Source organism: Streptomyces sp. GLSS-08 (genome assembly GCF_056387915.1).
On record NZ_JBWJAQ010000002.1, the window covers coordinates 464422 to 482496 of the forward strand.

Here is an 18075-nt window from a genome sequence, read left to right on the forward strand (position 1 = left end):
TTCGATGGCTCGTAGGTGGCACCGTGGGGGCATGACAGCGAGCCTCACCGACGCGGTACTCCACTACACCGCATTCACCGCAGACCCTCGGGGCGGAAATCCGGCAGGCGTCGTCCTGGACGCCACGTCGTTCGACTCCGCCCGCATGCTGGCCGTCGCCGCCGAAGTGGGTTACTCCGAGACGGCGTTCATCACGGAACACGATGCCGAGCGGCGCCGCTTCACCGTGCGCTACTTCAGCCCCCTCGCCGAGGTCGACTTCTGCGGGCACGCCACCGTCGCCGCGGCCGTCGCCCTCGCCGAGCGCATCGGTCCCGGAACGCTGGTGCTGGACACTCCGGTGGGCGAGGTCCCCGTCGTCACGGTCGCCGACTCCGCCGGGGCCCTCCACGCGACGCTCACCAGCGTCCCGACGCGCACCCGGCCGGCCGGTGAGGCCGAGCTGGACGAGGCGCTCGCCGCCCTGGGGTGGGCGAGGACGGACCTCGACCCCACGCTGCCGCCGCATGTCGCCTTCGGCGGCGTGCAGCACCTCATCCTCGCCGCCGCCACCCGGGCGCGACTGGCCGACCTGGCCTACGACTTCGACGCCCTCGGCGACATCATGCGCCGTCACGGCTGGACAACGCTGCAACTGCTGTGGAAGGAGTCGGACGACCTCTTCCACGCCCGCGACCCGTTCCCCGTCGGGGGAGTGGTGGAGGACGCGGCCACCGGCGCCGCGGCGGCCGCGTTCGGCGGCTACCTGAGAAGTCTCGGCCTGGCACCCCGTGGCCGGACCGTGCGCATCCGCCAGGGCGAGGACATGGGCAGCCCCAGCCTGCTCAGTGTCGACATCGATCCTGCGGACCCGCGCATTCGCGTCACCGGCCAAGCGGTGCCGCTCACGCGGTAGGCGCGTCACCGGCCAACCGGTGCCGCTCGGGCGGTAGGGCCGCGTCGCCGCATCCGCGACGTACTCCTTCCCGGGCCGGCCGACCACGACCGTTCGGCACCCGCAGTCAGTGGCGCCCGTCACATGAACCCGTTGTCACTGGGGGTTGGGGCGGCGGTGTCTCCATGTCCGTAACCGCGCCGCGCGTACGGATCGCGCGGCACTCCATCCCCCGAGTGAGGACGACGGCATGAAACCCCGTTTCAACCTGTTCGACAGCCCGACCGCCGCGAAGATCGCAAAGCGGTTCTACAACGTCTCCTCGGTCCTGGAGCAGTCGCCGCTGCCGAAGACCCTGCGGGAACTGGTGGAGCTGCGGGTCGGCCAGATCAACGGCTGCGGCTTCTGCGTGGACGTCCACACCAAGGAGGCGGCAGCCGCCGGTGAAACCGCGCTCCGGCTCAACCTGGTCGCAACCTGGCGCCACAGCACGGTGTTCACCGAGGCCGAGCGGGCGGCGCTGGCACTCGCCGAGGAGGGCACCAGGCTCGGTGACCGCGGCGTGTCCGACGAGACCTGGGCCGAGGTGCGCGCGCACTACGACGTCGACCAGGTCGGTGCGCTGGTCTGCCTGGTCGCCCTGATCAACGCGGCGACCCGGATGAACGTGATCGTGCACAATCCGGGAGGTTCGTACGAGCCCGGCATGTTCGCCGACCTGTCGAGCTGACCGGGGGGACGGAACCTGACCCGGACCCGGACCCGGACCCGGACCCGGAGCCGGACCCGGAGCCGCGGCACGCTGCGACCGGCGGAAAAGCCGGATACCGAGCCGTCGACGGGGTAGAACGGATGCCGGGTGCCGTCCGGTCGCGGAGGGCCCTGCCAACAGACCAGCCGGGATGCCCGGCGATATCGAAGGACGAGCAGCATGGCCAGCGGTACCGTGAAGTGGTTCAACTCCGAGAAGGGCTTCGGATTCATCGCCCAGGACGGCGGCGGACCGGACGTCTTCGCCCACTACTCCAACATCTCCGGCAACGGCTACCGGGAGCTTGTGGAGGGCGAGCAGGTCACCTTCGACGTGGGCCAGGGCCAGAAGGGCCCCCAGGCCGAGAACATCGTGCGCGCCTGACCCGCCCGCAGGAGGGGCCCGGCGCACCGCCGGGCCCCTGCGCCCTGCCAGGAGCCGTCCCTCCCCGGGACCGGCCGACGCACCGAACGGGTGCGCTGCCGACGTCAGATGGCACACTCCATCACGTGCGGGTCAGCGGGTGGAGGTTCCCGCGCCCGGAGCGCTAGCGTCCGTCAGCATGACGACTGGCACTCTGCGGAAACTGCGGTCCGAGCTGAGGGAACAGGCGCAGCCGGCTGTCCGGGCGCAGCTGGTACGGGTGCTCAGCCGCGCGGAAGACGACGAGCTGCTCGGCGTACGCGTTCCGGTGATGCGCCAACTGGCGCGCCGGTGTCCTGAGTTGCCCTTGGAAGACGTGGATGTCCTGCTGCGCAGCCGAGTGCACGAGGAGCGGTTCACCGGTCTGCTGATTCTGGCCGAGCGGATGCGCGGTGCCCGTGGTGTCGACCGGAAGGCGCTGGTCGACTTCTATCTGGCCCGCACCGACTGCGTGGACAACTGGGACCTGGTGGACGGTTCCGCCCATGTCGTGCTGGGGCCGTGGCTCCAGGACGGCCCACTCGACGTGCTGGACGAACTGGCCGCGTCGCCATGGCTGTGGGACCGCAGGATCGCCGTGGTGGCCACCCTGGCGCTGATCCGGGCCGGCCGCTTCGAGCCGACCCTTCGGCTGGTTCTCAGGCTGCGGCGGGACCCGGAGCCGCTGATCCACAAGGCGATGGGGTGGATGCTCAGGGAGATCGGCCGCCGGAACGAGCAGGTGATCGTGGACTTCCTCGACCGGAATCTCGCCGAGCTGCCGAGGATCACGGTGCGGTACGCGACCGAGCGCCTGGCACCGGACAGGCGGGCGCGGTTCGTGAGGACGCGGTAGCCCTCCGTCCGTCCCGACAGCGACCGGCCATGCGGAGCCCCGGCGTCTGATGCACGCCGGCAGAAGGGGTTCCGGTCCGGGCGGTGCGCACCGTGCCGGGCGGCCGGCGTGCATTCGGTGAGGACGCCCGCCGACGCGGACTCCAAGGCTGCGCAGTGGTCCCTGACGAGTGCCCAGCGGCAGGCGCTGAGTGAGCAGGGCACCCTCGTCGTGGGCGTCCATGCGAGCTTCGTGGACACGGACTTGAGGGCGTGGACGGACGCGCCGAAGATCAGCGCGGCCGACGTGGCCGAGCGGACCGTGCAGGACTTCGTCCAGGTACGGGACGTGGCGGCGGCCAACGTGGCGGCGCTGGAGGCCGGTTCGCCCGACGGCACGTCCACCGCGTACAACACGGACCCCCGGCCGGCCGGTCCCGCGTCTCGGCGTGCCCATTACTGGTCACGTCTGCGGGCAGGTTCCCGTGCCGGCGGTGCGGTGGGAGCGCAGCCACTGGGCCAGCAGGGCGAGGGCGGAGAGGAGGGCGACCGTCGCGGCGTAGACGACGGACGTCTCGTGCAGGCCCGCGTGGGTCGTGGCGATCCCGGCGACCACCGCGGGCACGCTGAAGGACAGGTACGAGATCACGAAGGCCACGGAGAGCAGTTCGCCGCGCTCGGCCGGGGCGGCGATACGGGTCAGGGTGCCGAAACTGGCGAGGGCCGAGCCGCCGAAGCCCACCCCGGCGATCATCGTTCCGACAGCCGCCGTGACCAGGGAGTTCTCCTCCACTCCGGCGAGGGCGACGGCCGTGCCGGCCAGTAGCAGGCTCGCGCCGAGCGTGAGCGTGCGCGCGGTGGGCCAACCGCGCAGGGCGAGGGCGGTGAGGGAGGCGGGCACGGTCAGCAGGGTGACCACCAGACCGCCGACGACGTGGCTCGACAGGCCGAACAGGCCGACGGCGACGGAGGGGCCGAGCGAGAGGTAGAGACCGCCGAGGGCCCAGCTCGCGACGAGGATCGGCACCAGGCCGAGCAGATCGGCCCTCAGATGCGGCGCTACCCTGAGGCGTGGCTGGAGCGAGCGGGCGGCTCCCGGACGCCGGAGCGAGGTCTCGGGCAGCGCGAGGAGAAGGGCGCCGGCCAGCAGCAGGGCGCCGAGCAGCAGCGCGTACACGAGGCGGGTGGGGTGCGGCCCGTACTCGACGAGGAAACCGGTGCCCAGGGAGCCGAGGCCCAGCCCGAACGTGGGTGCCGCACCCGTGACGACACCGGCGCGGTGGGGTGCGTGGGCCGGGTTGAGGTCGGCCAGGGCCGCGCCCAGGGCGGTCATGGCGGCGCCGGTGGCCACGCCCTGGACCAGCCGTGCGACCAGCAGCAGGGAGACGTCGTCCGCGGTGAGGAACAGGACCATCGACGCCGCTTCGAGCGCGATCGCGGACAGCAGGACCGGTCGGCGGCCGAGGTGGTCGGACAGGGCGCCGACCACCAGGAGCGCCGCGATCATCCCGATGACGTACACGGCGAACACCGTGGTGAGGATGGTCGCGGAGAAGCTCCACTGCTGCTGGTAGACGACGTAGAGCGGCGACGGCGCGCTGGACGCTGCCATGAACAGGACGAAGACGACCGCCAGGGCGGCGAAGGCCGCCGGATGCCCGAGCCGGCGGGAGCCGCCGCCGGTGGGGGAGGTGACGGGCGACTGCTGAATGGTGGCGGGCGACGCGGACCTATGGGGCTGGGAAGGGGCGGTAGGGGGCACGTTTCTCTCCAAACGCAGTGATTGATGCGTTAAGACGCCCACGCTAACGCAACGATCAGTGCGATAATTCCGGCATGGTTGACGCTTCAGCTCAGGTACGTCCCGGCGGCCGCTCCGCGAAGGTGCGGGCGGCTGTGCACCGCGCCGTCGCGGACCTCCTCGCCCTGGAACCCGCGGAGGCTCTGACGATCCCCGCCGTCGCCGCCCGCGCCGGTGTGCACGCCACCACCGTGTACCGGCGCTGGGGGTCGGCCGCCCAGTTGTTGAACGACGTCGCCACCAGCCGCTTCAGCGGCGACGTGGTCGTCCCCGACTCCGGTTCGCTGGCCGGCGACCTCGAGCGGTGGATGGAGGACGTCGCCACCGACCTCGCCGACCCGGACACGCTCGCGCTCATGCGCGCCACCATCGGGTCGGGGCCCGAGGGCGGCTGCGCCTGCACCGCGGACCGGCACGAGCAGCTCGGCGCCATCATCGAGCGCGAGCGGTACCGGGGCGGCGACGTACCCACGCTCGGGAGCGCGGTCGACTTCCTCCTCGGCCCGCTGTACTACCGCGCCGTCTTCAGCGCGCAGCCCGCGTCCGGCGAGTGGGCGCGGGAACTCGTGACCACGTTCCTTGCGGCGTCCCGGGCGCTGCGCTGACCACCTCGGCGGAGTGCAGGAGGTGGGTCATGCTCCGGCGCGTCCGGCCCCGCCGCGCGCGCCGGAAGAATCCGTCGCCACGCCTTTGCCTGCTCTTTACAACCCGGTCGCTCGCTGCCTCGTCTCTCCGCTCGACCTGTGACCCGGTCCGCCAGTGTCCTGGCGGGCCGACGGAAGAAGGAGAGCACCTCATGCGCCGAACTGCCCTGGGGACCATGACACTCGCGTGCACCGCCCTGCTGGCGGGCGCGGTACCGGCATTCGCCGACGGAGCGACCCCGACCCAGGCCCCGACCGTCCCTTCGGCGCGCCCGTCCGCCGCTCCGACGCGCGCCCCCAGCGACGCGGCCCCGAGCGCAGTCCCGAGCGCGGCCCCTACCCGGGCCCCGGCTCCGGGTCAGGTCAGCCGAGTTCCGCAAGGCGCGCCCGAGACCGGCGTGGCGCCCGCGGCCGAGCGGACCGGGAACGGGGGAGCGGTGGCCGGCGGTGCCGCGGCGGCGGCCGTCGTGGGCGGCGGCGTGTTCCTCGTCGTACGCCGTCGGCGCGCTGCCACGGCATGACGTCACCCTCCAGGCGGGCCTTCACCGCTGCCGCGCTGGGCTCGCTGCTGGCGGGCTGTGGCGGGCACGAGGACGGCAGCCCCCGAACTGCCCGGCCGCGCACCGCGCCACAGACCTCGCGGTCCGGCGCCGCGGCCGAACCGCAGCGGTCCGTGGGCCGTTCGGCCCCCGTCAGGTTGCGGATCCCGGCCATCTCGGTCGACACCCCCGTCATGCGGCTGGGGTTGACCGGGGACGGCAGGGTGCAGGTACCGCCCGTCACGGCGCACGACCGCGCGGGCTGGTACCGGCACTCACCGACGCCGGGACAGACCGGACCGTCCGTGATCCTCGGTCATGTCACGGTCGGCGCCTACGGGGACGGGGTCTTCCGGCACCTGGGCCGGCTGCGGCCGGGCGACTCGATCACCGCGACTCTGGAGAACGGCACGGCGGCCGCCTTCGCCGTGCGTTCCGTACGGACGGTCGCCCAGGCCGACTTCCCGGCGGACGACGTCTACGGGGACGTCGACCGTCCGGAACTGCGGGTCATCACGTGCGGCGGCCCCCGAACCGGTGGCCACTACCGCGACAACGTGATCGTCTTCGCCGCACTGAAGTCCCTGACCCCCTGATTCCCACCGGATCCCGGGCGGACGGAACGTACGCCTGCCGCCCGGGATCCTCCCCCACGAGCCACACGGCACCCCGTGCGGTCACGACCATGGAGAGCGTTGAAACGGTCCCGCGACAGGGCAGCGTCCGAGCTGTTCACTGCCGTCTACCCACGGCTGGCCGGCTGGTGCCGCCGGCTGGTCGACGACGACGAGACGGCCCACGAGATCGCCTCGGAGGCCTTCACCCGGCTCTGGGCCCGCTGGACATCGGTGGAAGAGCCCCGCGGCTTTCTGTACGTGACGGCGGCCAACCTGGTCCGGGACCACTGGCGCAAGACGGAGCGCGAGCGCCGCGCGGTGCGTCGTGTGACCTCCGAGGCCGCCGTCCGTCCGTACACAGAGCAGACCGACCCCTCGGTACGCCTGCTCGTGCAGTCCCTGCCGGAGCGTCTGCGGGTCCCTACGCTGCTGCACTACTACGCGGACATGCCCATCCGGGAGGTGTCCGCGCTGACCGGACGCAAGGAAGGAACCATCAAGGCCGACCTCCACGCGGCCCGAGAACTGCTCCGCGCCCACCTGGGGAGAAGCCTTGATCGCACACCATGACGACGGTCCGGACCCGGACCTCGAGCTCGACGACCCGCTCGCGGTCATCCTGCGGCCCTCCGCCGGCTGTCTGAGCCCGCCCCCCGGCCGGTACGAGGTGGTCCGGCGAGGTGCGGCTCGCCGCAGGGCGGTGCGTGCCGCCGTCGGCGTCGGACTGTCCTGTGCCGTCGCGGTCCTCGTCGCGCTGCCGCTGAGCACGGGCGCATCCGAAGCACCGGTCTCCCCGACGGTCCCTCTCGCACCGCCGCCGGTGAGCAGCCCTCCGGCCGGCACCTCCGCGCCGGCATCACCCGGGCCGGTCCGCCCCGCACCGAGCCACAGCGGCCCCAGGAGCGGCTCGAATCCGACTCGCGGACCGGCCGCGACGCCGTCACGCGAGGGCAGCACAGCGGTCCCCACCCGGCCTGCCGCGCGGAGCGGCTCGGCCGTCGGGGAATGACTGATCCTTCCGCGGTGTTCGACGATCTGCGTCACCGGTGCCGGCTCGCGCCACAGTGCGCCGCAGGGGCCTCTGACGCACCGGAGGCACGTCGCGAAGTCGTTGTGCACCGACGGAAAGTCGTCCTGCACCGACGGAAAAGGAGACAGATCATGAGTAACGAAGGGCAGCGGGCGCTGCTGGCGGGCGGCTGCTTCTGGGGCATGCAGGAGCTGATCCGGTCGCTCCCCGGTGTCATCGGCACGCGGGTGGGATACAGCGGCGGTGACGTCCCCAACGCGACGTACCGCAATCACGGCGACCACGCGGAGTCGATCGAGATCACCTTCGATCCGGCGGCCACCGACTACCGCGCGCTCCTGGAGTTCTTCTTCCAGATTCACGACCCGACCACGAAGAACCGCCAGGGGAACGACATCGGCGCCAGCTACCGCTCCGCCATCTTCTACCTCGACGACGAGCAGCGGCGCGTCGCGCAGGACACCATCGCCGACGTCGACGCCTCGGGTCTGTGGCCCGGCAAGGTCGTGACCGAGGTTGTGCCCGCCGGCGCGTTCTGGGAGGCCGAACCGGAGCACCAGGACTACCTGCAGAGGTACCCGGAGGGTTACACCTGCCACTTCCCGCGGCCGAACTGGCGCCTGCCGAAGCGTGCGGAGCGTTAAGAAGGCGGTGCGCGCATCCCCCGCGGGCTTCCGCTGCCGGCTCCCGGCTGCCGTCGCAGGCGCCTTCGGACGCCGCACGCCGTCCTTCGTTCGGGTAGAGGACTCGTGGGGCGTCACCCGGTCGAGTGAGTGGACCCGAAGGTGCCGCGGTGGCGCCGATACGGTGACGCGGTGACCTCGAACTCAACAGAAACGCGCCCCGTGCGCTCCGCGGAGCTGGGGACCCTCGTCGCCATGTCCTGGAGCCGCGACACGCCACAGGGCGGCGTTCCCTACGTCCTCGCCTTCTCCCTCGGAGACGGCGAGAACGGCCCCGAAGGCTCCTCGGCCGCCGTCGAACAGCTCATGCACAACGCCGGGCTCTCCATGGACGAGGGCCTGGTCGACGCCAGTGCCCGGCCGAGCCTGCCGGTCGGCCTGCTCGTCGTCGAGGGCTCGGCGGTCCTGACCATGCCGCAGATCAACGCGCAGATCGTCCCGTCGGCGGCCTGGCTGGCAGCGATCGCCGAGCGCGGCTGTGCCTGCCTCGTCCTCACCACGCGGCCCTGGCCGGGCGGCGAACTGGACGACAGTGACGCGCTGGCCGCCTTCGCCAACGACGAGGAGACCCTGAAGTCGTCCGCCACCGTCGTGCTGCCGGCCCGCAAGCTGCGCGACCGCTGATCCGGCCGCCGTGCACCCACCGTGCCGACGCGGCCACGGCCGCCGTCGGCAGCCCTGCATCCACCTCTGCCGACCGGGCTCCTCAGCCCCCCTCGGCCGGGCCGTACCTCCGCACGCCGGTCCCGCCGCCGACCCGTCCGACCCGGCACCTACGCATGGTCCGTTAGGACCGCGCTCGTCACCTGCCCCGGCACGAAGTCCTGAGCGTCATGCGGGGAGGCGGCGGTGCGGTTCGCGTGGAAGGCGGTGGGTGTGCGGCCCGTCATCGCCCTGAACGTGCGGTCGAAGTGCGGCTGATCGTGGTACCCGGCCCGGGCCGCCGCATCGGACCAGTTCGCGCCGGTCTCCCGCAGCCGCAGAGCCGTCTGGAGCCGCATCACCTGTGCCGCGCTCTTGGGGGTCAGCCCGATCTGACAGCGGAAGCGCCGCTCGAGGTGGCGGCGGCTCCAGCCGGTCTCGGCCGCCAGATCCTCGATACGGATACACCCGTGCGTCCGCTGGATCCGCCGCCACGCCCAGGCCACCTCGGGGCTGCCCGCGGGGCCCGCGGCGAGTGCCTCGTGCAGCACGCGGTCCAGCAGGGCGAACCGGCCGTCCCAGTCCGGGGTGTCCGCCAGCCGGGCGGGCAGCCCGGCCCACGGCCGACGGCACAGCTCCTGCGGGGCCACCGACAGCCGGGACCACTCTGACATGGGCACCCGGAACAGCCGGTGCGCGGCGAGTGGAGTCAGCAGGACGGTCACGCCGCGGATCAGGCCGGTGTGCTCGCCGATCGCGGCCGTCGCCCGGATGCCGTTGGCCAGGGAGACCCCGCTGCCGGAACACGCCGGGTCGCAGGGGTCCACCACCCGCAACGGGTCACCGAACCCCAGCATCACCTTCACCACTCCGTCGGGTACCAGCAGCCGGCGCCGGCTCCCGGTCACGTCGAAGCGGAAGCCTCGGTACCCCAGCACCTCTCCCCGCAGATGTGTCGCCGCAGGCCGGCTGAGCAATTCGTGCATGGCCCGATCCCCCATCGGTCAACGCGAACATGACAGCAATCGTAGAAGGCGCGGCCGTCAGGCAGGCCCAGGCCCCACAAGATGGCCGACAACCGGTGCCGCACAGCAGTGGCGCACACCGTAGGTCGCATTCGTACAAGCCCTGGCGGCACGGTCTCGGCGACGCTGCTCACCGCGGACGACCGGTGCGGTTCCACTGAAGCACCGGTCGGTCCGGCCGAACACCGACGAAAACTGGGGGATCAATGACGAAGACCAGGCGACTTGCCGCCGTACTCGCCGGGACCGCGGCCGCGCTGGCAGTGGCTGTCGTGCCCGTGCAGGCCTCCGGGGCGCCTGCCACGGCCGGCGGCGCCCTGTCGTGCTACGGGTCGGCCTACTCCTACTGGGCCGAACCCGGCGTCAACGGCGACTACGCCCACTACCCGAGCTACGGCAACTGGGACGTCGTGGACGGCAACTGCAACGACGTCAACATCAAGACGGACGCCACCCGCACCGTGCGGGTCTGCACCGTGAACAAGTGCCACGGCTGGATCACGGCCACGAAGGGGACCTGGACGGTGATCTTCAAGGACTCGCGTCCCGGAGCCTCCTACTACCTCCAGTTCCAGGGCTCGGGCTCCAACACCGGGCTGCTCGCGAGCTGACGGACAGGCGGTCCCGGCCTCTCGCGGGCCGGGACCGGTGCCGCGCGTACGTCCTCGAGACGGCTGCCGTCCGCCCGTCGTCGGCGTCCGTCCCGCGCACCCACCGCACGCATCGGCGTCCGGACGCGCTCTCGTGCCCGCTTCCGTTTCCCTTCGGTCCGACGGGCTACTCACCAGCACATGGACAGAGCTACTGATCTGCGACTCGGTACGACGACGGGCGACCGGGCCGAGACCGCCGCGACCCGGCCGGAGGCAAGCGGACGGCCGACCACGCCCCGACTGTTCCGACAGGCGTCGCGACCGTCACCCGGACGGCACCGCACGAGTCCCCAGCGCGCGACGGGGCCCGCCGGACGAGAGGCGGCCTGACCTCATGGACGCTCCCAACACCTCGGTACCGGGCCGGCCGACGCAGGGCGGGGGGCAGCCGGACACCCGGACGCCGTCGCCCAGTCCTCTCAAATCCGCTCTGTCCACTCCGCTGCTCTACTTCTTCATCCTCGGTGACGTCCTCGGCGCCGGCGTGTACGTCCTCGTGGGACAGATCGTCGCGGCCTCCGGTGGTGCCGTCTGGGTCCCTCTGACCGTCGCCCTGTGCCTGGCCCTGCTGACGGCCGGCAGCTATGCCGAGCTGGCGACCAAGTACCCGCGTGCGGGCGGCGCCTCGCACTACACGACGCTGGCGTACGGTCCGTTCGCCGGGTTCCTGGCCGGGTTCTGCATGCTGGCAGCCGGGATCGTGTCCGTCGCCGCGCTCGCCCGTGGCTTCGCCGGTGACTACCTGACCGCGTTCGTCTCGCTGCCCGTGGCCGCGGTGGTCGTCGTGTTCCTGGTGGCGCTCGCGCTGCTCAACGCCCGCGGCATCCAGGAGTCCACCCGTGCCAACGTCGTCGCGACGCTCGTCGAAGTGGGCGGTCTGCTCATCGTCGTCGTGCTCGGCGCGTGGATCGTCCTGCGCGGTGACGGACACCTCGGTTCGCTGACCGACCTCGGCACCCCGCACGAGAGCGCGGCCGCCGCCGTACTCAGCGGAGCGGTGCTGGCCTACTACTCCTTCGTCGGCTTCGAGACATCCGTCAACGTGGCGGAGGAGACGCGCGACCCCGTCCGGTCCTATCCGCGGGCGCTGTTCGGTGCGCTCGGCACCGCCGGGCTGATCTACGGTCTTGTCGGGCTCGCGGCGACCGCCGCCGTTCCCGCGAAGACCCTCGCGGGCTCCAGCGGACCGCTGCTCGAAGTGGTCAAGGCGGCCGGAGGTGTACCGGAGCGGCTGTTCAGTGCGATCGCCCTGGTCGCCGTCGCCAACGGCGCGCTGCTGACCGGCATCATGTCCTCCCGCCTCGCCTTCGGTATGGCCCGGGACGGACTGCTGCCCCGTCAGCTGGCGACCGTGCTGCCGCAGCGTCGTACCCCTTGGGTCGCGATCGCCGTGACCACGGCGCTCTCGCTGCTCCTCGCCCTGACGGGTGATGTCGCCACCCTGGCCTCCACCCTGGTCCTTCTCCTGCTCGTGGTGTTCTTCATGGTGAACACGGCCGCGCTGGTCCTCCGCAAGGATGTCGTCGACCGCAAGTACTTCCGGGTGCCGGCTGTCATCCCGGTGCTGGGTGCGGCGTCCTGCGTCCTGCTCGCGACCCGCGTCGAGGGCGAGGTATGGAAGCGTGGACTCGTCGTACTGGCGGTGGGAGTCGTCCCCGCCCTCGTCGCGGCCCGCCGGCGCCGCCGCGACGATCGCGCCGCCCGGCCGGAATGAGGGCGACCGCGTCGCGAGGAACCACCTCAGCCACACCACCCGCGCGGTGGCGGGTGCATCCGGGCTCAGGCGGACTGCGCCGTGTCCCGCGTGGCGGGAGCCGGTGCGGTGTCCGGGTGGACGAGGCGCAGCATGGGCTGCTCGACCAGCGCTCGACGGAATCCGGTGAGGCCTTCGGCCAGTGCGTCGCGCTCGTGTGCGGGCATGGCGTCGAGGGCCTGGACGAGGAGTTGCTCACGGCGTTCGCGGATCCGGGCCAGGTGTGTGCGGCCGGCGCCGGTCACGCGGAGGGTTACTTCACGGCGGCTGTCGGGGCAGGGCATGCGTTCGATGAAGCCGAGGGCCTGGAGACGGTCGACCAGTCGGCAGACCGAGGGAGGCGCGGCGCCCAGGAGCCGGGTGAGGGCGCGCATGCGGATGCCGTTCTCCCGGTCGACGAGGTACATCACGCGGAGTTGGGAGGCCGGGATGAACGGGGCCGGGGTGTCGTTGCGTGCCTGCTCCCACATGACGTCGAGGAGTTCGACGACGCCGCCGGCCTGGCGGGCCGCTGCGCGGACGGATTCGTCGGTGGAGCGGGTGGGTTCGGGCATGCGTTTCCCCTCCGAGGGGCCTGATCCCCCCGATGCTGTCGTGCGCGCGCGTTCGAATGTCAGCTGCTGGTGTCCGGTCTGGCGGGAGCGTGACCCGGGGCGGTGCGGTCCGCGGGCATGCCGTCCTGAGGCGTACGACGGTATGCCATGCGGTGGGACCCGGCGTAATCACCGGCCGGTTCGCCCTCGTGGTCGGGGGCGAGGCGGTCCAGGGCGCCGGTGATGTCCAGCATCCGTTCGAGTGCCGGCCCACGGTCGTCGAGGTGCAGGACGACCTGCGCGGCGGCCGTGCGGCGGTGCAGCATCAGGAGCGCGGCCAGGCCCATCGAGTCGAGGCCCTCGAGGGCGCCGCAGTTCAGGCGCAGCGCCCGCAGGCCGGGGCTGTCGGCCAGGTGCCCGGTGGCCGTGGCCAGGAAGGCGTCCGAGCTGTCGTGGTCCAGGAACCCGTGCACCTCCAGGCGCAGAACGTCTTCGTCGGTGGCGGGTGACGTGGTCAGGCGCAGGTACGTGGACTCGGACCCGGCGGGCGGCGTCATGCGGTGTTCCTGGTGTGCGAGGCGGTCGCGGAGCCCGTGCAGGCGAGGCGGTCGGAGGCCCGGCCGAGGAAAAGTGTGGCGCGGGGGAAGTCCTTGAGCTGTTCGCCCAGGATGTCCAGCGCCGGGTGGAGGGAACGAGCGGGTACGCCCCGGGCGCTGAGGATTGCGGCGGTCCGGACGAGGAAGTCGGTGAAGAGCTCCGGGGCGTCGGTGTAGAGGGCCGTGGAGAGGAAGTCCACGATGTGGGCGATGTCCTCGGCCGTGTGCGACCGCTGTGCGGCCCTGTGGTCGCGCATGGTGGGGAAACGCTCTTCCAGTCCGTCCATGACCGCGCGCACCAGGCTGGTGCCGGTGCGGGCGACCATCGTGTATTCCTGGTCGGCCAGGTGCGGCAGGTCGTCGATGGGCTGGTGCGCGGCGGTGGGGCGGGGCAGCGGACCCTGGGCGAGGCGGTCCGCGGCGGCCCTCGCGTCGGGGGCCCAGGCGTCGGCGCCGAGCCGGCGGGCGTACTGGCCGTGGCGGCCGAAGGCGGCTCCGCCGGCCAGGACCGGGGTGCCGGTGGCCTGGACCGCGGTGATCGCGGCGTGCGCGGCCGGCAGCCGGGTGGTGATCGAGCTGGAGAGTGCGACCAGTTCGGGGCCGGTTCGGTGGACATGGGTGATCAGGTGGCTGGTGGGGACCTGGGCGCCGAGACAGTCGACCCGCCGGCCGCGCAGTTTGAGTACTTCCGCCAGCAGCCGGGCGGGCAGACCGTGCCATTCCCCGTCCACGCAGGCCACGACGACCGTGCCCCGGTCGTCGGCGGGGCGGGCGGAACAGCGGTGGGAGAGGGCGGCGATGGCGCGGTCGCTGATGGCGGAGGCCGCGTGTTCCTGGGCCACGCTGATGCGGTTGGCGGCCCACTCCTCGCCGACTCGGCGCTGGACCGGGGCGATCAGGTCCAGGAGGACACTCTCGGGGGGAACGCCGTCCTCCAGTGCGCCGAAGACCGTGGCCGTGGCCGTCCGCTCGTCGCCGGCGGTGGCTGCCTCCCACAACCGGTCGATCCGGTGCTCGGGCAGGACGGTCGCGGTGGGACTCATGCGGTGAACCTGCCCCGGGTGTGACCGCCCACCGCGCTCAGGTGGTGGGAACTGGGAGCGGCGATGACCATGACGGCCATGTCGTCGTGGGGTTCGGAGCCCACCCATTGCGCGGCGAGCATCTGCACACGCTCCACGATCGCTTCGGCCGGCAAGCCCGCGCACTGGGCCAGCGCGTCCTTCAGCCGTCCCTCACCGAACATCTCGTCCCCCAGCGGACCGCCCACCGCTTCGGTGATGCCGTCGGTGAAGAGCACGCAGAACTCACCCGGCGCCAGCGTTTCGTGCGTGGTCGTCGCACGGGCCTGGGGGAAGACCCCGACCAGGGTGCCGCGGGAGCGTCCTTCCTCGACGGTTCCGTCCCGGCGCACGATGAGGGCCGGCGGATGTCCGGCGCTGGTCACCCGGAGGCGTACGGCGCCCGCTTCGCGCACTGCGGAAACCATGACGAGGGTGGCGAAGCGCGTGTGGTGGGAGTTGAGGAGTGCGCCGTTGAGCAGGTCGATCATCCGCTGGTGGTCGCCCGCCATCGGCAGCAGCGCGTGGAGCGTATTGCGGATCTTCCCGGTCAGGACGGCGGCCTCAAGGCCCTTGCCGCAGACGTCGCCGAGGACCGCGAAGGAGGCCTCGCCCTCGGTGGCGGCGGGATGGACGTCGTAGAAGTCGCCGCCGATGCGCTCGTGGTCGTTCGAGGGACGGTAGCCGCCGGCGAAGTCCACGCCCGCGACCTGGTGCAGGTCCGGCGGGAGCAGTTCGCGCATCAGGGTCTGGGAGAGCGACGACTGCTCCGCGTACAGGCGGGCGGCCGACATCGCGGCGCCGGCGCGGGCGGCGAACAGACGGGCGAAGACCTCCTCCGCCTCGGTGAACGCCGTCTCCCCGCTGCGGCGCAGCAGGATCAGGGCCCCGGCGGGCACGCCGTGTCCGGGCAGCGGAGTGACCACGATCGAGCCGACCGCGCCGAATCCCTCGGGCACCACCCAGTCGGGGGCGGAGACCGGGTCGATCCACCGGGAGGGGACGGGCGGGAATCCCTGGAGCGCCTCGGCCAGTCCCGGAACGTCCCGCGGGTCGGCGTTCCGCTGGGCGCGCTGCGGTTCACCGCCGTCCAGGCAGCCGACGAGCGGCAGCCGGTGCCCGCTGCGCGGTGCGACGACCAGCGCCGCGTCGGCGAGGTGCTGGGCCGCCAACTGCGCGATCACGTCCATGCACCGGTCCAGGTTCAGCGAGGAGAGCAGCGTGTTGGACGCCTGGATGAGGAACGCGGTCCGCTCACGTTCCATCCGCAGGGCTTCGCGGACCAGCCGGTTGTCGGTGTCGTCCACGAGCCACCACACGACATCTCCGTCGGCCTGCGCGGTGGGGTGGGCCTCGAAGCTCCGCTCTCCCACCGGGCCCGACGCCACCGCGGTCCCGCCCGGACCACCGGCCCCCCGGAGCGTGTGGGCGTCGGCCAGCCATGCTGGTACGTTCCCGGCCAGGCGCACGCCGGGACCCATGCCCGGGAAGAGTCCGGCGGCCTGCGGGTTGACGTGCCGTACGGTGCCGACGGGATCCACGACCAGGACGGGGTAGGGCACGGAGGTCCATGCCATGTGCGCCGACGCGTGCGCGCTCTCGGCGTGTGCCTGCTGGGTGGAAGTCACAACCACGAAGGCCCGCTGCGCGAACCCCTCACCTCATCCGGTCGAAGAATTATTGCCGTTCGGCAACCATCCTCCATCGGCCCCCTCCTGTGCAAGCCGCCCTCGCCGGTACCCCCGTTGAGCAGGCATCCCGGCGGCGTAGGGCCTGTCCGGGGAGGTGCGAACCGTCTGTCCGGTGGTGGAGCAGTGACGTTTTTCCTCGTGATCCATGCAGGTCAGTGGCCGGACAACCCGTTCCGGTGGGGTGTGCGATGCTGCCCGTACACAAGAAGTGAAGAACCTGGGGAGAAGCTGAAACGGTCAAGGCCTCCGGGCCTCACCCGCCGTCGGCGGCTTCGGTCGCGAGTCGCTTCGGTACAGGCCGGGTCGGCGTCGGCCGCTTCTCCGGCGTATGCAGGAACGATGCGTTCAGCGGGACGCAACTCTTGCCGTTTGACAATCATGGCCGACAGGCAACAAAGTGGCCGCGGCGGACGCGGGGGAGAGGACTGGAATGTTCCGATGGACCGGCACTGCTCGGCGGGGCGCCGGCCGCCGGCGCCCCGCGCGGCCGACGGAACCGGTGCCGCGGCGCGGGAGTTCAGGCGGACCGGGCGTCGGCGTACCGGGCGCGTGACCCGGCTGCGGATGACGTGAACGAGCGGCAGGGCCTGCCAGACGGCTCGTCCCTGAGCGACGCCTTCAAGACCCGGCAAAAGATTGGTGCTCCCCCCATCGTGAACAGATTTGTGGCCGCCGAACGCGCCCTGCGTACGGCGGCACCCCATGAGCTGCTCGATGCCGTCCGGCGTGTGCTCGCCGAGCGGTATGCGGCGGAATCCGTCGAACTGTTCATGGCCGACTACGGTCTGACCGTGCTGCAGCCGGTGTCCGTGCTCCCGCACACCATGGAGCCGGTCTCGGCCCACAGCAGTCCCGCGGGCCGCGCTTTCGGCGCGCAGGAGCCCTTCGTGGAAACGGCCCCGGGTGACCTGGTACGCGTGCACCTGCCGGTCACGGTGCGCGGTGACCGGCTCGGCGTGCTGTCCGTCACCCTGCCCGGGGGAGACCACGTCGAGGACACCCTGGCGGAACTGACGGACATCGCGCAGGTGCTCGCTCACGAGGTTGTCGTGGCCGAGCGGGACACCGACCTGTACATGCAGGCGCGGCGCAAGGACCGGCTGACGCTGGCCGCGGAGATGCAGTGGCAGCTGCTGCCCGGCCGCTCCTGCGCCCGGCCCGAGTACGAGCTCGGCGCCCAGCTGGAACCCGCGTACGCCATCTTCGGGGACAACTTCGACTGGTCCGCGACGGCGGACCACCTGATGCTCTACGTCAGTAACGGCATGGGGGAGGGGATAGAGGCCTCCCTGCTGACGAACCTGGCGATCAACGCGCTGCGCAACGCGCGACGGGCCGGCATTCCCCTCGCGGACCAGGCGGCCCTGGGAGACCAGGCCGTCTACGCCCATTACCGGGGTGAGCGCTACCTCTCCGTGCTCATGCTCGAGTTCGAACTGGCCACCGGGCGGGTGTCGGTGGTGGACGCCGGATCGCCCCAGATGCTGCGGCTGCGCGGAGGCACGGTGGAACGCGTCCTCCTGGACGCGCAGCTGCCGCTCGGCATGTTCGAGGAGACGGACTACGTCATCCAGGAGTCCCACGTCGAGCCGGGCGACCGACTGATCTTCGTCAGCGACGGGGTCTACTCGGTGGCGTCACCCGGAGGGGAGGCGTACGGGGACGCCGCGCTGGCCGCGGCGATCCAAGCCACGCGCCTGCTGCCCGCCGCCGAGGTCCCGCGCGCCATCCTGCGTGAACTGACCGGTCACCGCGGCCGGTCCGTCCCGGAAGACGACGCGCTGGTGGTCTGTCTGGACTGGCTGGGGCGTTGAACGAGAGGTGATGCACCCAGCTGACGTGAGCTGTGTCGATGCAGTATCGGAGCAGGACGCGTCCCGGGCGCCGGCGGCTCGGAGGCACGCGATAGCGTGGGGACTGCCAAGAGGAACGTGGGGACTGCCGAA

General features: G+C 71.9%; 19 protein-coding genes. 13 read left to right on the plus strand and 6 right to left on the minus strand.

Annotation, left to right across the window (positions count from 1 at the left end; genetic code table 11):
• Positions 1-31 precede the first annotated feature (31 nt).
• The 4 genes from AC0ZLC_RS04850 to AC0ZLC_RS04865 all read left to right on the plus strand — a co-directional run bounded on the left by AC0ZLC_RS04850 (position 32) and on the right by AC0ZLC_RS04865 (position 2883).
• Entirely contained in the window at positions 32-895 is an 864-nt protein-coding gene (locus tag AC0ZLC_RS04850; RefSeq protein ID WP_476750599.1) for a PhzF family phenazine biosynthesis isomerase, read from the plus strand.
• Positions 896-1124: 229 nt separating this feature from the next.
• Positions 1125-1604, plus strand: coding sequence for a carboxymuconolactone decarboxylase family protein (locus AC0ZLC_RS04855; RefSeq protein WP_476750600.1), 480 nt, complete (start codon positions 1125-1127; stop codon positions 1602-1604).
• 201 nt (positions 1605-1805) lie between these two features.
• On the plus strand, positions 1806-2009 hold the full coding sequence (locus tag AC0ZLC_RS04860; RefSeq protein ID WP_358852537.1) for a cold-shock protein: 204 nt from the start codon (positions 1806-1808) through the stop codon (positions 2007-2009).
• A 178-nt stretch (positions 2010-2187) separates the two neighbouring features.
• A complete protein-coding gene (locus AC0ZLC_RS04865; RefSeq protein ID WP_476750601.1) occupies positions 2188-2883 on the plus strand; it encodes a DNA alkylation repair protein in 696 nt (231 codons plus the stop codon).
• Between the two features lie 441 nt (positions 2884-3324).
• Here AC0ZLC_RS04865 and AC0ZLC_RS04870 read toward each other — a convergent pair whose 3' ends face one another.
• Positions 3325-4623: an MFS transporter gene (locus AC0ZLC_RS04870; RefSeq protein ID WP_476750602.1), complete on the minus strand. Its 1299-nt coding sequence runs from the start codon at positions 4621-4623 to the stop codon at positions 3325-3327.
• A 74-nt stretch (positions 4624-4697) separates the two neighbouring features.
• Here AC0ZLC_RS04870 and AC0ZLC_RS04875 point away from each other — a divergent pair, with 74 nt between their 5' ends.
• The 6 genes from AC0ZLC_RS04875 to AC0ZLC_RS04900 all read left to right on the plus strand — a co-directional run bounded on the left by AC0ZLC_RS04875 (position 4698) and on the right by AC0ZLC_RS04900 (position 8799).
• Complete coding sequence (locus AC0ZLC_RS04875) at positions 4698-5267, plus strand: TetR/AcrR family transcriptional regulator (RefSeq protein WP_476750603.1); 570 nt, start codon at positions 4698-4700, stop codon at positions 5265-5267.
• Positions 5268-5458: 191 nt separating this feature from the next.
• Positions 5459-5827 carry a sortase-dependent protein gene (locus AC0ZLC_RS04880; protein WP_476750604.1) on the plus strand — a complete coding sequence of 123 codons (369 nt, stop codon included), beginning with the start codon at positions 5459-5461 and terminating at the stop codon, positions 5825-5827.
• Positions 5824-6441 (plus strand): class F sortase, encoded by a 618-nt coding sequence (locus AC0ZLC_RS04885; RefSeq protein WP_476750605.1) that lies wholly within the window; start codon positions 5824-5826, stop codon positions 6439-6441. The genes AC0ZLC_RS04880 and AC0ZLC_RS04885 overlap by 4 nt, the downstream gene beginning before the upstream one ends.
• Positions 6442-6540: 99 nt before the next feature.
• Positions 6541-7032 carry an RNA polymerase sigma factor gene (locus AC0ZLC_RS04890; RefSeq protein WP_476750606.1) on the plus strand — a complete coding sequence of 164 codons (492 nt, stop codon included), beginning with the start codon at positions 6541-6543 and terminating at the stop codon, positions 7030-7032.
• A 591-nt stretch (positions 7033-7623) separates the two neighbouring features.
• On the plus strand, positions 7624-8136 hold the full coding sequence (gene msrA, locus AC0ZLC_RS04895) for a peptide-methionine (S)-S-oxide reductase MsrA (protein WP_476750607.1): 513 nt from the start codon (positions 7624-7626) through the stop codon (positions 8134-8136).
• A gap of 171 nt (positions 8137-8307) precedes the next feature.
• On the plus strand, positions 8308-8799 hold the full coding sequence (locus AC0ZLC_RS04900; RefSeq protein ID WP_476750608.1) for a DUF5949 family protein: 492 nt from the start codon (positions 8308-8310) through the stop codon (positions 8797-8799).
• A 149-nt stretch (positions 8800-8948) separates the two neighbouring features.
• On the opposite strand, the gene AC0ZLC_RS04905 is transcribed toward AC0ZLC_RS04900, so the two are convergent.
• Complete coding sequence (locus tag AC0ZLC_RS04905; RefSeq protein WP_476750609.1) at positions 8949-9803, minus strand: helix-turn-helix domain-containing protein; 855 nt, start codon at positions 9801-9803, stop codon at positions 8949-8951.
• Between the two features lie 245 nt (positions 9804-10048).
• Between AC0ZLC_RS04905 and AC0ZLC_RS04910 the strand changes: the two genes are divergently transcribed.
• Entirely contained in the window at positions 10049-10453 is a 405-nt protein-coding gene (locus AC0ZLC_RS04910; protein ID WP_476750610.1) for a hypothetical protein, read from the plus strand.
• Positions 10454-10829: 376 nt separating this feature from the next.
• Positions 10830-12209 (plus strand): APC family permease, encoded by a 1380-nt coding sequence (locus tag AC0ZLC_RS04915; protein WP_476750611.1) that lies wholly within the window; start codon positions 10830-10832, stop codon positions 12207-12209.
• Between the two features lie 65 nt (positions 12210-12274).
• Here AC0ZLC_RS04915 and AC0ZLC_RS04920 read toward each other — a convergent pair whose 3' ends face one another.
• The 4 genes from AC0ZLC_RS04920 to AC0ZLC_RS04935 are packed head-to-tail and all read right to left on the minus strand — an operon-like array spanning position 12275 to position 16015.
• Complete coding sequence (locus tag AC0ZLC_RS04920; RefSeq protein ID WP_476750612.1) at positions 12275-12802, minus strand: MarR family winged helix-turn-helix transcriptional regulator; 528 nt, start codon at positions 12800-12802, stop codon at positions 12275-12277.
• A 59-nt stretch (positions 12803-12861) separates the two neighbouring features.
• On the minus strand, positions 12862-13338 hold the full coding sequence (locus tag AC0ZLC_RS04925) for an STAS domain-containing protein (protein WP_476750613.1): 477 nt from the start codon (positions 13336-13338) through the stop codon (positions 12862-12864).
• Complete coding sequence (locus AC0ZLC_RS04930) at positions 13335-14420, minus strand: cobalamin B12-binding domain-containing protein (protein WP_476750614.1); 1086 nt, start codon at positions 14418-14420, stop codon at positions 13335-13337. The genes AC0ZLC_RS04925 and AC0ZLC_RS04930 overlap by 4 nt, the downstream gene beginning before the upstream one ends.
• Complete coding sequence (locus AC0ZLC_RS04935) at positions 14417-16015, minus strand: PP2C family protein-serine/threonine phosphatase (RefSeq protein ID WP_476750748.1); 1599 nt, start codon at positions 16013-16015, stop codon at positions 14417-14419. The genes AC0ZLC_RS04930 and AC0ZLC_RS04935 overlap by 4 nt, the downstream gene beginning before the upstream one ends.
• 767 nt (positions 16016-16782) lie before the next feature.
• On the opposite strand from AC0ZLC_RS04935, the gene AC0ZLC_RS04940 reads away from it, so the two are divergent.
• The gene (locus tag AC0ZLC_RS04940) at positions 16783-17943 is read left to right on the plus strand and encodes a PP2C family protein-serine/threonine phosphatase (protein WP_476750615.1); all 1161 of its coding nucleotides are present in this window, start codon (positions 16783-16785) and stop codon (positions 17941-17943) included.
• Positions 17944-18075 lie beyond the last annotated feature (132 nt).

What these genes read in the sequence shown, in the direction of transcription:
- AC0ZLC_RS04850 (WP_476750599.1), top strand. Translation starts at nt 32, where the DNA reads ATGACAGCGAGCCTCACCGACGCGGTACTCCACTACACCGCATTCACC.
- AC0ZLC_RS04855 (WP_476750600.1), top strand. Translation starts at nt 1,125, where the DNA reads ATGAAACCCCGTTTCAACCTGTTCGACAGCCCGACCGCCGCGAAGATC.
- AC0ZLC_RS04860 (WP_358852537.1), top strand. Translation starts at nt 1,806, where the DNA reads ATGGCCAGCGGTACCGTGAAGTGGTTCAACTCCGAGAAGGGCTTCGGA.
- AC0ZLC_RS04865 (WP_476750601.1), top strand. Translation starts at nt 2,188, where the DNA reads ATGACGACTGGCACTCTGCGGAAACTGCGGTCCGAGCTGAGGGAACAG.
- AC0ZLC_RS04875 (WP_476750603.1), top strand. Translation starts at nt 4,698, where the DNA reads ATGGTTGACGCTTCAGCTCAGGTACGTCCCGGCGGCCGCTCCGCGAAG.
- AC0ZLC_RS04880 (WP_476750604.1), top strand. Translation starts at nt 5,459, where the DNA reads ATGCGCCGAACTGCCCTGGGGACCATGACACTCGCGTGCACCGCCCTG.
- AC0ZLC_RS04885 (WP_476750605.1), top strand. Translation starts at nt 5,824, where the DNA reads ATGACGTCACCCTCCAGGCGGGCCTTCACCGCTGCCGCGCTGGGCTCG.
- msrA (WP_476750607.1), top strand. Translation starts at nt 7,624, where the DNA reads ATGAGTAACGAAGGGCAGCGGGCGCTGCTGGCGGGCGGCTGCTTCTGG.
- AC0ZLC_RS04905 (WP_476750609.1), bottom strand. Translation starts at nt 9,803, where the DNA reads ATGCACGAATTGCTCAGCCGGCCTGCGGCGACACATCTGCGGGGAGAG.
- AC0ZLC_RS04910 (WP_476750610.1), top strand. Translation starts at nt 10,049, where the DNA reads ATGACGAAGACCAGGCGACTTGCCGCCGTACTCGCCGGGACCGCGGCC.
- AC0ZLC_RS04915 (WP_476750611.1), top strand. Translation starts at nt 10,830, where the DNA reads ATGGACGCTCCCAACACCTCGGTACCGGGCCGGCCGACGCAGGGCGGG.
- AC0ZLC_RS04920 (WP_476750612.1), bottom strand. Translation starts at nt 12,802, where the DNA reads ATGCCCGAACCCACCCGCTCCACCGACGAATCCGTCCGCGCAGCGGCC.
- AC0ZLC_RS04925 (WP_476750613.1), bottom strand. Translation starts at nt 13,338, where the DNA reads ATGACGCCGCCCGCCGGGTCCGAGTCCACGTACCTGCGCCTGACCACG.
- AC0ZLC_RS04930 (WP_476750614.1), bottom strand. Translation starts at nt 14,420, where the DNA reads ATGAGTCCCACCGCGACCGTCCTGCCCGAGCACCGGATCGACCGGTTG.
- AC0ZLC_RS04935 (WP_476750748.1), bottom strand. Translation starts at nt 16,015, where the DNA reads ATGGCATGGACCTCCGTGCCCTACCCCGTCCTGGTCGTGGATCCCGTC.